The following is a 13,475-nucleotide window of genomic DNA, read 5'->3' as shown; positions in this document are numbered from 1 at the left end:
CGTTTTGTTATCCGGTTTGAAGCCGTATGACCACTCCCTTTTGTGGGCAACTGTCAGGTGAATACCATCTCCATACACATTAGGCCTCGCAATGCAGAATCCCCGATGCGGTACATCGGGTTCTGAGTGCCAGAAGTTAACTGAAAACATGTAAACGGACTTCAGGATTTCAGGCCCGCTCTTCGGTCAGGGGGCTGACACTCAGCACGGGGGCGGCATCGATGCCGTCGGCATTCATCATGGCGGAGATGCGTTGCAGAGATGAGAGCAACAACCCCTGCTCCCAGTTCTCCAGCGCCTGAAAGCGTTGAATGAAACTCTCCTGCAAGGGGGTCGGAGCCTGGGCAAGCAGGGCGCGTCCCGCGTCAGTGAGCGTCGCATGCACCTTGCGTTTGTCGGTTTCGCTGCGAATGCGCTGTACCAGCTGGCGGCTCTCCAGCCGGTCCATGATGGTGGTGGCGGTGGCCTGGCTCATGTTGGTGTGATCCGCCAGCTGGCGCATGGAGATCTGGCCAAGCTCGTCGATCCCCTTGAGCAGCAGGAGCTGGGGCGAGGTCAGGCCGGCCTCCTTGATCAAACGCTTGGAGTGCATGTCGATGGCACGGATGATCTGGCGCAGGGCGATCAGCACTTCATCATGTTTTTCCATGGGGTCTGGGTCATCGCAGGGCTGTGGAGAGGCGCGAAATTCTCCGCCTAATCCATAACAAGGTCAATATGGTTTTGGATGTAATGGTTTTAGCTCTAATGAATATTGTGTTAGGTTATCGGACAATTGCCCCATTCCAACCCGATATTTGAGGAGTGAAATCATGCATGACGACCTGGATATCAAGTCCCTGGTTGCTGACCTGCGTGTGGTCAGAGTTCGCTATGAACTGCCGGACACCGCAGCATTTGTGCGTTATCAACCTGCCTATGACGAGGACCCCAACAACCTCAAGGTACACCACTACGATGGTGAGCTGCCGCTCTCTTGTAGCAACACAGGTTCTTTCAGTCTAAAGGAGTTGGTCAATGAGTTGCGCTATGCCTATGTGCTGGTTCACCTCTTCCCCGACGAGAGTGCCATGAACTTTTATCTGGCGGGTCTGGACAATGGGCTGGCACAGCTCGAGTTCATCGGTGGCTCCTATGACTTCAACCGCCTCTGGATCACCAGCGGTGTCTCCAATCTGGGGGTGCCGATGGCTATCTTCCTTGGCAAACGCCACGCAGTGAACGGTCAGCCGTCGGTGACCCTGGTGGATCACCGTGAGCAGGTTGCAGGTCGTCTGGCCTATCGCGCCATCGGCGGTGCCGGCGATCACGTGGGTGAAGACTTTTTCAACAACGACTAAGGAGGCCCGATGCGAGCAACCAAAGGGCTTTTGAAAGGCCTCAATCCCACCATGGCCATGACGGCCCTCACCGTCGTGACCCTCTTCCTGCTGTTCGGCGTCTTTGATCCGGATACCGCAGGCACCTGGTTTACCGGGGCCAAGGACACCATCATTGCTGGCTTCAAGTGGTATTACATCCTGGTGGTCGCCCTGTTCCTGTTCTTCGCCGTCTACTTGATGTTCAGCCGCTTTGGCAGCATCCGGCTGGGCGACGACGACCAGGTACCGGAGTTTGGCTACTTTGCCTGGTTCTCCATGCTGTTCAGCGCAGGCATGGGCATAGGCCTGGTGTTCTGGAGCATCGCCGAGCCCATGTATCACCTGCAGGGCAACCCCTTCATCACCGAAGGCATGACGCCGGAAGCGGCCCAGATCGCCATGCGCCTCACCTTCTTCCACTGGGGTCTGCACCCCTGGGCCATCTATGTGATCGTCGGCCTGTCACTGGCCTTCTTCAGCTACCGGCGCAAGTTGCCGCTGGCCATCCGCTCCGTGCTCTATCCCATTCTTGGCGATCGCATCTACGGCTTCTGGGGCCATGCCGCCGATGTGCTGGCGGTGTTCGGTACCGTGTTCGGGGTGGCGACCTCCCTTGGGCTGGGTGTCTCCCAGATGAATACCGGCCTCAACCAGATGTTCGGCATGGGCGTGTCACAAGCGAACCAGCTCTGGCTCATCGGTGGCATCAGCCTGATTGCCACCCTGTCGGCCATCTCCGGTGTCGGGCGCGGGGTGAAGATCCTCTCCGAACTCAATATCTGGTTGAGCGTGTTCGTGCTTGGCCTCTTCCTGGTGCTGGGGCCGACCACCTACATCCTCAACGCCTATGTGCAGAACATCGGTGATTACCTGCAGAACATCGTCAAGCTGAGCTTCTGGACCAATACCGAAGCCAACGGTACCTCGGCCTGGCAGTCTAGCTGGACCGCATTTTACTGGGGCTGGTGGATCGCGTGGGCACCCTTTGTCGGCATGTTCATCGCCCGCATCTCCAAGGGCCGCACGATTCGTGAATTCGTGCTCGGTGTTCTGCTGGTGCCCTCCCTGCTCGGCATGTTCTGGCTCACCGTGTTCGGCGGGACTGCCATGAACCTGGAGCTGTTCGGTGGCGGCGGCGTGGTGGAAGCGGTCAATCAGGATGTCACCATGGCGCTCTACAAGACGGTGGAACTCCTGCACTGGGAGACCTTCGGCTGGATTGCCAAGGGGGTGCTGACCCTGCTTATCTGCACCTACTTCATCACCTCCAGCGACTCGGGCACGCTCGTGATTACGACGCTGCTCTCCATCGGCGACCAGGATCCCCCGGTGCTGCACCGCGCCATCTGGGGGCTGGGGCAGGGGCTGGTCGCGGCCATTCTGCTGGTCTCCGGCGGGCTTGCCGCCCTGCAGGCCGCCAGCATCATCGCCGCGCTGCCCTTCTCGGTCATCATGCTGGCCATGTGCTACTCCCTGATGCAGGGGCTCAAACAGGAGAGCCAGCACCAGTTCGAATACAGGCAGAAGCTCAAGCGCCATCCGGGGTCGGTCAATCTGAGCCTGATGGATCGCATCGGTCCGGGCTGATGACAGGTTCGGTCAAACGAAAGGGGAACCTCGCGGTTCCCCTTTTTCATGCCTGTTCGGCGGTCGGTAGCTACAGCATCTGCTTGAGTCGATAGAGCAGGTCAAGGGCCTGTCGCGGGGTCAGCTCGTCCGGGCGTACTGCTGCCAGCTCCTCCACCACAGGATGGGGTTGCGGGGCGAGAGTGACCGGAGCCGGACGGCTTTCGCCGGCGGCCACCGGAGTTGCACTCTCCAGCTCATGCAGTTTGTGGCGGGCCTGGTGGATCACCGATTTCGGCACCCCGGCCAGTGCGGCAACCTGCAGGCCGTAGGATCGGCTGGCCGCGCCTTCCTGTACTGCGTGCATGAAGGCGATGGTGTCGCCGTGCTCCACCGCATCCAGGTGGACGTTGGCCAGCCCGCTCATCAGCTCGGGCAGGCGGGTCAGCTCGAAGTAGTGGGTGGCGAACAGGGTGTAGGCGCCAATCTTGCTTGCCAGCTGCTCGGCGCAGGCCCACGCCAGGGAGAGGCCGTCGTAGGTGCTGGTGCCGCGGCCAATTTCGTCCATCAGCACCAGACTGCGGGCGGTGGCGTTGTTGAGGATATTGGCGGTTTCGGTCATCTCCACCATAAAGGTGGAGCGGCCGGAGGCGAGATCATCCGACGCTCCGATGCGGGTGAAGATGCGGTCGATGGGGCCGATGCGGGCGCTGTCGGCGGGCACGAATGCGCCGATATGGGCCAGCAGCACGATGAGTGCGGTCTGGCGCATGTAAGTGGATTTACCGCCCATGTTGGGGCCTGTGATGATCAGCATCCGCCGCTCCCGCTCCAGCCGTATCGGGTTGGCGATAAAGGGGTCGGTCATCATCTGCTCCACCACCGGATGGCGGCCCGCCTCGATCAGGATCTGATCCTCATCGATCAAGGTGGGGCAGCGATAGTCGAGGGTCTCTGCCCGCTCCGCCAGGTTGGCCAGCACGTCCAGCTCCGCCAGTGCGGCAGCAGACTCCTGCAGATCGCCGAGGTGCGGCAGCAGGGCGTCGAGCAGCTCTTCATAGAGACGTTTTTCCAGCGCCAGCGCCTGGGCCTGGGCGGTGAGCACCTTGTCCTCGTACTTCTTCAGCTCGTCGATGATGTAGCGCTCGTTGTTTTTCAGCGTCTGGCGGCGGATGTAGTGGGCCGGCACCAGGTGGCTGTTGGCGCGGCTCACCTCGATGTAGAAGCCGTGCACCTTGTTGTAGCCCACCTTGAGGGTGTTGATGCCGGTGAGCGCCTTCTCCCGCTCCTCGATGCGGGCCAGGCTGGCGGTGGCGCCATTGGCCAGATCCCGCAGCTCGTCCAGATCAGTGTTGAACCCTTCACGGATGACGCCGCCATCGCGGATGAGCACCGGCGGCACCTCCATCACGGCACGCTCCAGCAGGTCGAACAGCTCGGGGAAGGTACTTGCCCGCTCGCGCAGCTGCTGCACCGCCTCGTGCTCGCTCTCCGCCAGTAGACGCTGCAACTCGGGCAGCTGAGCAAAAGCCTGCCGCAGCCGGGTCAGATCGCGCGGGCGGGCCGAGCGCAAGGCGAGGCGCGCCAGCACCCGCTCCACGTCGCCGACCTGGCGCAGCAAACCGCCCAGCTCGTCGTAAAGGTTCTGTTCGATGAGCTCCTTGATGGTGCTCTGGCGACCTTTGAGGATCACCCGATCGCGGATCGGCTGGTGGATCCAGCGCTTGAGCAGGCGGCTGCCCATCGGCGTGGCGGTGCAATCGAGCACGGCGGAGAGGGTATTGTCGTGACCGCCGGCCAGATTCTGGGTCAGCTCCAGATTGCGGCGGGTGGCGGCATCCATGATGACCGCATGATCGGGCTGCTCCAGGCGCACGCTGCGAATGTGGGGCAGGGCGGTGCGCTGGGTGTCTTTCACGTACTGCATCAGGCAGCCGGCGGCGCACAGGGCGGTCTCGCTCTGCTCGACGCCAAAGCCCACCAGATCCTGGGTGCCGAACTGCTGGCACAAGAGCTTGCGGGCGGTGCCGAGCTCGAACTCCCACTCCGGGCGGCGGCGCAGACCGCGGCGACCCTCGACATGGTGCAGGAAGGCGAACGATTCGGGGTAGAGCAGCTCCGCTGGATTGGTGCGTTGCAGCTCCGCCAGCAGGGTCTCTTCTTTCTCGAACTGGTTGATGAAGAAGCGTCCGGAGCCGATGTCCATGGTGCCGTAACCGAAGCGGCGGCCATCGTGGTAGACGGCGGCGATCAGGTTGTCCTGCCGCTCGCTGAGCAGCGCCTCGTCGGAGACGGTACCCGGGGTGATGATGCGAATGACCTTGCGCTCCACCGGCCCCTTGCTGGTGGCGGGGTCCCCCACCTGCTCGCAGATGGCGGCCGATTCGCCGAGCTGTACCAGCTTGGCGAGATACCCCTCGATGGCGTGATAGGGCACCCCGGCCATCGGGATGGGGCTGCCGGCCGACTGGCCGCGCTTGGTCAGGGAGATGTCGAGCAGCTGGGAGGCCTTGCGGGCGTCGTCGTAGAAGAGCTCGTAGAAGTCACCCATGCGATAGAACAGCAGGATCTCCGGGTTTTCGGCCTTGAGAGTCAGATACTGCTGCATCATGGGGGTGTGGGCGCTCAAGTTGGCGCCTGGCGCTTGGTATTGTGCTGTCATGTGCTATTCCAGAAGGTGCTCTTGCGGGCAAACGTCTGCCGTCATGGGTCTGAATCTGGGGGCCATTCTACATGCTCGAGGCAAGATGGTGAGGAGGAATCTCCGTCTTGGGGGCAAAGCCGGCATCCCGTCGCGGATCTGTGCATCCGGATCATGCTGACCAGAGTGGCCTGGGGGGAGCCTGGCCCAGAAGAGGCATGGGGGAGGAGAAATAGCATCCCCGCACGGATGCGGGGATGGGAGAGACGGGGAGAGTGTCCCCTCAGTACATGGCTTCGCCGCCGCTCAGCATTTCGTGCAGTTTGGCTTTCTGCTCGGGCGTCAGCACCCGGCTCACCTCGAAGAGGTAGTGGGCGCGATGGTAGCGGGCCTCGGCCTGTACGTCGCTGATGGTCTGCAACTGCTTTCTCGCCGCCACTTCATCCCATTTGCCGGACTTGATCATGTTGACGATGACGTCCTGGCCAATTGCGTCGAGCTTGATTGAGCCCAGCTCCCTGGTGGCCTGCTCGCGCAGCCCCTTGATCTGCTCCACCTGGGCGCTGGAGAGGTTCAGCTCCTGGGCCAGGGAGGTCTCGCTCTGCAGCTCGGCGGTGCCCTCGGTGGCAAAGGCATGGGTGGCGATACACATTGCGAGGGCTGTCATGGCGACGTTGAACGGATGCTTCATCCGGCTTTCTCCTTGGTCTGATGGGATGGATACCGCATGCATGGCGGTGTTGGTACATGATAACGAGCAGCCATGTACTGGAGCTTAAGCGACGACAACTTGCTGACGCAGTGGCCCCGGGGTCGGTTGCCCGAGGGGCGGGGCAACTGCATAATAAGCGCCATATTTCGCCTGGAAGAGGCCGGAAGAGGACGCGATGATGGGACTTGAAGCAGAGATCTCCCGCTTATCCCGGGAACTGGGCGAGGCACTGCTGGCCAGAGGCTGGCTTGCCGCCACGGCGGAATCCTGCACCGGTGGCGGGGTTGCCACTGCCATCACGGATACTGTCGGCAGCTCGGCCTGGTTCGATCGCGGTTTTGTGACCTACACCAACGAAGCCAAACAGCAGATGCTCGGCGTCAGCATCGACAGCCTGTTGCGCCACGGCGCCGTCAGCGAACCCGTGGTGCTGGAGATGACCCGGGGCTGCCTGGCTCGCTCCGATGCGGGTATCTGCGTGGCCATCAGCGGTATCGCCGGGCCTGGTGGGGGCAGCGAGGAGAAACCGGTCGGCACTGTCTGGTTTGCCTGGGCAGATCGTACCGGTCGTCACCACTCCCTGCTTGCCCGTTTCGATGGGGATCGCCATCAGGTGCGCCAGCAGGCGGTCAGACAGGCCTTGTCCGGACTCCTGGCACTGCTCAAATAAATTGGGCTTGATACTGTATGCATAAACAGTATACTTAGCCCAACTTCACTTCTTACTCACGATTCCCAGCGGAGATTGGCATGGATCAGAACAAACAGAAGGCACTGGCGGCTGCGCTGGGCCAGATCGAAAAGCAGTTTGGCAAAGGCTCCATCATGCGTCTGGGCGACAGCAAGACCATGGATATCGAAGCCATCTCCACCGGCTCTCTCTCTCTGGACGTGGCGCTGGGGATCGGTGGTCTGCCGTGCGGTCGTATCGTCGAGATCTACGGTCCGGAATCGTCCGGTAAAACTACGCTGACCCTGCAGGTGATCGCCGAAGCCCAGAAGAAGGGCAAAACCTGTGCCTTCGTCGATGCGGAGCACGCACTGGATCCTATCTATGCCGCCAAGCTGGGCGTCAACGTCGACGACCTGCTCATCTCCCAGCCGGATACCGGTGAACAGGCACTGGAGATTTGCGACATGCTGGTGCGCTCCAATGCCGTCGACGTCATCATCGTCGACTCCGTGGCGGCCCTGACCCCGAAAGCGGAAATCGAAGGCGAAATGGGTGACTCCCACGTCGGCCTGCAGGCCCGACTGATGTCCCAGGCGCTGCGTAAATTGACCGCCAACATCAAGAACGCCAACTGCCTGTGCATCTTCATCAACCAGATCCGGATGAAGATTGGCGTCATGTTCGGCAGCCCGGAGACCACCACCGGTGGTAACGCTCTGAAGTTTTACGCCTCCGTGCGCCTTGACATCCGTCGTACCGGCGCCATCAAGGAAGGGGACGAGGTGGTCGGCAACGAAACCCGCGTCAAGGTCGTCAAGAACAAGGTGGCGCCACCCTTCAAGCAGGCTGAGTTCCAGATCTTCTATGGTGCCGGTATCTCCAAGGAGGGCGAGCTGGTGGATCTCGGCGTCAAGCACAAGCTGATCGACAAGGCGGGCGCCTGGTACAGCTACAACGGCGAGAAGATCGGCCAGGGCAAAGCCAACGTGATGAAGCTCTTCTCCGAAAACAAGGCACTGGCTGCCGAGGTGGAAGTGAAGCTGCGCGAGCTGCTGCTCTCTGGCGCCGCGCCGGTGGAAGAGAAGGCCACGGCTGCCGAATACGACGAGTTTGAAGCCGAAAACGAACAAGAGTTCGAATAAGGAATGAGGAAAGGCCGGGTTGATACCCGGCCTTGTTGTTTATGGCGGATGAATCAGTGAACGAAACGGGCGAGCCCGTCGAATTGACCTTTGAAGAGCAGCTGGCGGCCGCCCGTGCCTACGCCATGCGCAGTCTGGCCCGTCGCGAGAGTGCCGAGTCGGAGCTGGCCAGACGCCTGCGTCAGAAGGGATTCGAGGAGGAGGTGGTCGCCGTTGTACTCGACCATTGCCGTGGCTATGGCTGGGTCAATGACGATCGTTACGGTGCCATGGCGGTGCGGGCTGGTGCGGCCAAAGGCCATGGTCCGCTCAGGATCCGCTTCGATCTGCGCCGCAAGGGGCTGGATGACACCCAGATCGAGGCTGCCCTGGATCAACCCGAGCTCGACTGGTTCGAACTGGCGCTTGCGTTGTTGTCGCGTCGGGCAAAGGCGACCGACCTTGCCGACTTCAAACTGCGCATGAAGTGGCTCAAATATCTGATGGGGCGTGGTTTTACCCAGGAACAAGCCCGTTACGCCCTCTCAGCCATGCAAGGTGAGCAATAGTGGCGCGCCAAGGTTGAACACCTATGGGCAACGGGTGTGCGGTGCGGCTGGTGGGGAATATCAGCCCTTCGCCGGGTCTGTCGATGGCGGCCCTGTGGTCGAGCGAGGCATCCTGAAGCCGCCCTGTTGTGACGTCCTTGCGGGTGCTGCTGCCAAACGCTGGCCCCTTGGGGGCTATTTCACCCGCCAAGGGTCCCCACGTTTTACTTTACCTTGCAGAAAACTTACATTAATGCGGTTAAAAGTCCGTATTCGAATCAAGCAGGATTTTCCATGTACATGTCCACGTCAGAGATTCGCGCTGCGTTTCTCGAGTATTTCCGCACCCAGGGACACCAGGTTGTCTCTTCCAGCTCGCTGGTACCGCACAACGATCCGACCCTGCTGTTCACCAACGCAGGGATGAACCAGTTCAAGGACGTGTTCCTTGGCGCCGACAAGCGTGCCTATCACCGTGCCACCACGGCCCAGCGTTGCGTGCGGGCTGGCGGCAAGCACAATGACCTGGAAAACGTCGGCTATACCGCCCGTCACCACACCTTCTTCGAGATGCTGGGCAACTTCAGCTTCGGTGACTACTTCAAACAGGACGCCATCCGGTTTGCATGGGAATTCCTGACCGGTACCCTCAAGCTGCCCAAAGAGCGCCTGCTGGTGACCGTCTACGCGACTGACGACGAAGCCTTCGACATCTGGGAAAAAGAGGTCGGCGTGCCGGCCGATCGCATCGTGCGCATCGGTGACAACAAGGGTGCTCCTTATGCATCCGACAACTTCTGGGCCATGGGCGATACCGGCCCATGTGGTCCCTGCACAGAGATCTTCTACGACCACGGCGATCACATCTGGGGTGGCCCTCCCGGTTCACCGGAAGAGGATGGCGACCGCTTCATCGAGATCTGGAACGTGGTCTTCATGCAGTTCAACCGTCAGGCTGACGGCACCATGGAGCCGCTGCCCCGTCCGTCCGTGGATACCGGCATGGGTCTGGAGCGTATCTCCGCCATCATGCAGGGGGTGCACTCCAACTATGAGATCGACATCTTCCAGGCGTTGATCAAGAAGGCGGCCGAGATTGTTGGCACCACGGATCTGAGCAACCAGTCCCTGCGCGTCATCGCGGACCACATCCGTTCCTGCGCCTTCCTGGTGGCTGACGGTGTCATGCCCTCCAATGAAGGTCGCGGCTACGTGCTGCGCCGCATCATCCGCCGCGCCGTGCGTCACGGCCGCAAGCTGGGTGCTACCGACGTCTTCTTCTACAAGCTGGCTGCCGAGCTGGCCGTGCAGATGAAGGATGTGGCGGCGGAACTGATCGCCCAGCTGCCACTGGTCGAGCGAGTGTTGCGCATCGAGGAGGAGCAATTCGTCCGCACGTTGGACAGAGGTCTGCTGCTGCTGGAAGACGTCCTGGCTAACCTCGGTGATGCCAAGGTTATCCCGGGTGAAGTGGTGTTCAAGCTCTATGACACTTACGGCTTCCCGGCCGACCTGACCGCCGATGTGGTGCGCGAGCGCGAGATCGGCATCGACGAAGAGGGCTTCAAGGCCGAGATGGAGAAGCAGCGCGCCCGTGCGAAAGAGGCTTCCAGTTTCGGCGTGAACTACAACGACGTGCTGAAGCTCGATTTCGAGACCCCCTTTACCGGTTACAAACAGCTGAGCCAGAACACCCAGGTGGTCGGTATCTACAAGGATGGTGTCGAGGTCAATGGCCTTATCGCCGGTGAAGAGGCAGTGATCGTGCTGGCGGAGACCCCCTTCTATGCGGAGTCAGGCGGTCAGGTGGGTGACAGCGGAATCCTCAAGGTGGATGACGGCATCTTCGCCGTCACCGACACCCAGAAAGCGGGCAAGGCGATCATCCACAAGGGCTATCTGGAACTGGGTACCCTGGAGAAGGGAGCCGAGGTCGAGGCCGTGGTCGATGGCGACCGTCGTCAGGCCATCGCCCTTAACCACTCTGTGACTCACCTGCTGCACGCGGCCTTGCGCCAGGCGCTGGGTGAGCATGTGACCCAGAAAGGATCCCTGGTGGGCGCCGAGCGCATGCGCTTCGACTTCTCCCACTTCGAAGGGCTGACCATGGCGACCATTCGCCGGATCGAGGAGCTCGTCAACGCCCAGATCCGTGCCAACCACGAGGTGGCCACCCAGCTGATGGGGCTGGAAGAGGCCAAGTCAGCCGGTGCCATGGCGCTGTTTGGCGAGAAATATGAAGACGATGTGCGTGTGGTACGCATGGGCGACTACTCCACCGAGCTGTGCGGCGGTACTCATGCCAAGCGCACCGGTGACATCGGCTTCTTCAAGATCATCGCCGAGAGCGGCATCGCGGCTGGCGTGCGCCGTATCGAAGCGGTCACCGGCAAGAGCGCCATCGATCTGATGCACCAGCTGGGTGAACAGATTGAAGAGGCTGCCGCGTTGGTGAAGGGCGATCAGTTCTCCATCGCCGACAAGGTTCGTCAGGTACTGGACAAGGCCAAGATGATGGAGCGCGAGCTGGAACAGCTCAAGGCCAAGCTGGCGGCGCAGGCGGGTAACGACCTGCTGAGCCAGGTCATCGACATCAATGGCCAGAAGGTGCTGGTTGCAGCCCTGGAAGGGGTCGACCCCAAATCCCTGCGCGGCATGCTGGACGAGCTGAAGAACCAGATGAAATCCGGTGTCGTGCTGCTGGCAACCAGCAGTGATGGCAAGGTCAACCTGATCGCGGGCGTGACCAATGACCTGACCGGCAAGGTCAAAGCTGGTGAGCTGGTCAATCTGGTGGCCCAGCAGGTGGGTGGCAAGGGCGGTGGTCGTCCCGACATGGCACAGGCGGGTGGTACCCAGCCTGAGGCGGTGCCGGCGGCGCTGCAATCCGTTCACTCCTGGCTGGAAGAGCGCCTGTAAGCGGGCGAGGTGATCTGTGGCACTCTATGTACAGAAGTACGGTGGCACCTCGGTCGGCACGCTGGAGCGGATCGAGGCAGTTGCTGAGCGGGTTCAACTGACCCGTGCCCAGGGACATGACGTGGTGGTGGTGGTCTCCGCCATGTCGGGCGAAACCAACCGGTTGCTGGGCATGGCCCAGCAGCTGGACCAGGATGCCAACCGGCGCGAGATGGATGTGCTGATCTCCACCGGTGAGCAGGTCACCATTGCACTGCTGGCGATTGCGCTCAACAAGCGCGGTTGCCCCGCAGTCTCGATGACCGGTGATCAGGTCCGCATCCATACCGACTCCGCCTATGGCAAGGCACGCATCACCCGTATCGACACCGAGCAGGTGGAAGCCGCACTCGGTGCCGGCAAGGTGGTAGTGATTGCCGGTTTCCAGGGGCGCGATGAGCACAATGCCATCACTACCCTGGGCCGAGGGGGGTCGGATACCACCGCAGTGGCTGTGGCTGCGGCCATCAAGGCCGATGAGTGCCAGATTTTTACCGATGTGGACGGGGTGTATACCACGGATCCGCGCATCGAGCCCAAGGCGCGTCGCCTCGATACCATCACCTTCGAGGAGATGCTCGAGATGGCGAGTCTCGGAGCCAAGGTGTTGCAGATCCGTTCGGTCGAGTTCGCGGGCAAGTACCGCGTGCCGCTAAGGGTGCTGTCGAGTTTCGTCGACGGAGAGGGAACCTTAATCACATATGGAGGTGAGAGGATGGAAGCACCCCTGGTATCCGGCATTGCGTTCAATCGCAACGAGGCCAGCCTGACCATTCTGGGTGTGCCGGACAGGCCGACCGTGGCCGCGCAGATCCTGAATCCGATCAGCGACGCCAACATAGATGTCGACATGATAGTGCAGAACACCATGGGGGATGGCACCGCCGATTTCACCTTCACGGTGAATCGCGATGATTATCGCCGGGCCCGCGCCTTGCTGGAGGAGACCGCCAGCGAGCTGGGGGCCGCCTGCGTGCAGGGCAACGGAGAGATCGCCAAGGTCTCCATCGTCGGGGTCGGCATGTGGAATCATCCTGGTGTAGCGCGCACCATGTTCAAGGTATTGGGTGAGGAAGGGATCAACATGCAGCTGATCTCTACCTCTGAAATCAAGATATCCGTGGTGATTGACGAGAAGTACCTGGAGCTGGCCGTGCGTTCGTTGCACTCGGCGTTCGGGTTGGATCAAGAGCCTCATGAGCAGCCCTTGGGAAACAATCCCTGATTGATTTAGTTTCAACCATTTACCATATCGGTATCTTTGTAAGATAATGGCGCATATCGATATAAATACAAAACAGGATACAGGAGCAAGCGAATGCTTATTTTGACTCGTCGTGTAGGGGAAACCCTGATGATTGGTGACGAAGTAACCGTTACCGTACTGGGCGTAAAAGGGAACCAGGTTCGTATCGGTGTGAATGCACCGAAAGAGGTTTCCGTACACCGCGAAGAGATCTACATGCGGATACAGGCCGAGAAAGTCCCGGGCCAACCGAATTTCTAAGCCATTTCATGGCTGCCTGAAGGCGACATCCCGGATGTCGCCTTTTGTTTTTCAGGGGCCTGCAAATCGGCCTGCAGAGCGCGAAACTACTGGGTAAGTGTCGATATTGCTTGAATATTCCACTCTTTGGCCAAATGCTGAGCGAACGCTCTGTTTTCTCCAAAAAAGTGTTTGACTAAAAATCCCTGTGAAGTATTATCAGCCCCGCAAACGGAGAGGTGGCCGAGAGGCTGAAGGCGCTCCCCTGCTAAGGGAGTATGCGGCTTATACCCGCATCGGGGGTTCGAATCCCCCCTTCTCCGCCATTTTGCGCCCGTAGCTCAGCTGGATAGAGTACCTGGCTACGAACCAGGTGGTCAGAGGTTCGAATCCTCTCGGGCGCACCATG

Annotated in this window: 11 protein-coding genes and 2 tRNA genes; 10 read left to right on the top strand and 3 right to left on the bottom strand. The window is 60.6% G+C overall.

Annotated features, from left to right (window positions below; translation table 11 throughout):
• Nucleotides 1–169: 169 nt before the first annotated feature.
• The gene (locus tag OKC41_RS13385; protein WP_010672813.1) at nucleotides 170–649 is read right to left on the bottom strand and encodes a MarR family winged helix-turn-helix transcriptional regulator; all 480 of its coding nucleotides are present in this window, start codon (nucleotides 647–649) and stop codon (nucleotides 170–172) included.
• Between the two features lie 163 nt (nucleotides 650–812).
• Here OKC41_RS13385 and OKC41_RS13380 point away from each other — a divergent pair, with 163 nt between their 5' ends.
• A complete protein-coding gene (locus OKC41_RS13380; RefSeq protein ID WP_010672814.1) occupies nucleotides 813–1,340 on the top strand; it encodes a hypothetical protein in 528 nt (175 codons plus the stop codon).
• A 9-nt stretch (nucleotides 1,341–1,349) separates the two neighbouring features.
• Entirely contained in the window at nucleotides 1,350–2,948 is a 1,599-nt protein-coding gene (locus tag OKC41_RS13375; RefSeq protein WP_049636524.1) for a BCCT family transporter, read from the top strand.
• Nucleotides 2,949–3,018: 70 nt separating this feature from the next.
• Here OKC41_RS13375 and mutS read toward each other — a convergent pair whose 3' ends face one another.
• Together mutS and OKC41_RS13365 are read right to left on the bottom strand one after the other, a co-directional pair.
• The gene (mutS, locus tag OKC41_RS13370) at nucleotides 3,019–5,589 is read right to left on the bottom strand and encodes a DNA mismatch repair protein MutS (protein ID WP_270672078.1); all 2,571 of its coding nucleotides are present in this window, start codon (nucleotides 5,587–5,589) and stop codon (nucleotides 3,019–3,021) included.
• A gap of 262 nt (nucleotides 5,590–5,851) precedes the next feature.
• A complete protein-coding gene (locus OKC41_RS13365) occupies nucleotides 5,852–6,259 on the bottom strand; it encodes a Spy/CpxP family protein refolding chaperone (protein ID WP_201895069.1) in 408 nt (135 codons plus the stop codon).
• A gap of 199 nt (nucleotides 6,260–6,458) precedes the next feature.
• Between OKC41_RS13365 and pncC the strand changes: the two genes are divergently transcribed.
• The 8 genes from pncC (at nucleotide 6,459) to OKC41_RS13325 (ending at nucleotide 13,473) form a co-directional block, all read left to right on the top strand.
• Nucleotides 6,459–6,950 carry a nicotinamide-nucleotide amidase gene (gene pncC, locus OKC41_RS13360; protein ID WP_201895075.1) on the top strand — a complete coding sequence of 164 codons (492 nt, stop codon included), beginning with the start codon at nucleotides 6,459–6,461 and terminating at the stop codon, nucleotides 6,948–6,950.
• 80 nt (nucleotides 6,951–7,030) lie between these two features.
• A complete protein-coding gene (gene recA / locus OKC41_RS13355; RefSeq protein ID WP_010672819.1) occupies nucleotides 7,031–8,095 on the top strand; it encodes a recombinase RecA in 1,065 nt (354 codons plus the stop codon).
• A 41-nt stretch (nucleotides 8,096–8,136) separates the two neighbouring features.
• The gene (locus OKC41_RS13350; RefSeq protein WP_113978665.1) at nucleotides 8,137–8,643 is read left to right on the top strand and encodes a regulatory protein RecX; all 507 of its coding nucleotides are present in this window, start codon (nucleotides 8,137–8,139) and stop codon (nucleotides 8,641–8,643) included.
• A 273-nt stretch (nucleotides 8,644–8,916) separates the two neighbouring features.
• Nucleotides 8,917–11,541 carry an alanine--tRNA ligase gene (gene alaS / locus OKC41_RS13345; RefSeq protein ID WP_010672821.1) on the top strand — a complete coding sequence of 875 codons (2,625 nt, stop codon included), beginning with the start codon at nucleotides 8,917–8,919 and terminating at the stop codon, nucleotides 11,539–11,541.
• Nucleotides 11,542–11,557: 16 nt separating this feature from the next.
• Entirely contained in the window at nucleotides 11,558–12,805 is a 1,248-nt protein-coding gene (locus OKC41_RS13340; protein WP_010672822.1) for an aspartate kinase, read from the top strand.
• A gap of 93 nt (nucleotides 12,806–12,898) precedes the next feature.
• Nucleotides 12,899–13,087, top strand: coding sequence for a carbon storage regulator CsrA (gene csrA, locus OKC41_RS13335; protein ID WP_005315760.1), 189 nt, complete (start codon nucleotides 12,899–12,901; stop codon nucleotides 13,085–13,087).
• A 212-nt stretch (nucleotides 13,088–13,299) separates the two neighbouring features.
• Nucleotides 13,300–13,392: transfer RNA gene (locus OKC41_RS13330), tRNA-Ser, on the top strand.
• Nucleotides 13,393–13,396: 4 nt separating this feature from the next.
• A tRNA-Arg gene (locus tag OKC41_RS13325) sits at nucleotides 13,397–13,473 on the top strand.
• Nucleotides 13,474–13,475 lie beyond the last annotated feature (2 nt).

Source organism: Aeromonas sp. QDB17, assembly GCF_027705305.1.
In the GTDB taxonomy this organism is placed as follows: Bacteria; Pseudomonadota; Gammaproteobacteria; order Enterobacterales; family Aeromonadaceae; genus Aeromonas; species Aeromonas caviae.
Note: the sequence above shows the minus strand (reverse complement) of the source record. Positions and strands in the feature narration are given on the sequence as shown.

Coding starts and splice junctions, on each gene's coding strand:
- alaS (WP_010672821.1), top strand. CDS start 8,917: ATGTACATGTCCACGTCAGAGATTCGCGCTGCGTTTCTCGAGTATTTC.
- OKC41_RS13375 (WP_049636524.1), top strand. CDS start 1,350: ATGCGAGCAACCAAAGGGCTTTTGAAAGGCCTCAATCCCACCATGGCC.
- OKC41_RS13380 (WP_010672814.1), top strand. CDS start 813: ATGCATGACGACCTGGATATCAAGTCCCTGGTTGCTGACCTGCGTGTG.
- OKC41_RS13385 (WP_010672813.1), bottom strand. CDS start 649: ATGGAAAAACATGATGAAGTGCTGATCGCCCTGCGCCAGATCATCCGT.
- pncC (WP_201895075.1), top strand. CDS start 6,459: ATGGGACTTGAAGCAGAGATCTCCCGCTTATCCCGGGAACTGGGCGAG.
- recA (WP_010672819.1), top strand. CDS start 7,031: ATGGATCAGAACAAACAGAAGGCACTGGCGGCTGCGCTGGGCCAGATC.
- csrA (WP_005315760.1), top strand. CDS start 12,899: ATGCTTATTTTGACTCGTCGTGTAGGGGAAACCCTGATGATTGGTGAC.
- OKC41_RS13365 (WP_201895069.1), bottom strand. CDS start 6,259: ATGAAGCATCCGTTCAACGTCGCCATGACAGCCCTCGCAATGTGTATC.
- OKC41_RS13350 (WP_113978665.1), top strand. CDS start 8,137: ATGGCGGATGAATCAGTGAACGAAACGGGCGAGCCCGTCGAATTGACC.
- mutS (WP_270672078.1), bottom strand. CDS start 5,589: ATGACAGCACAATACCAAGCGCCAGGCGCCAACTTGAGCGCCCACACC.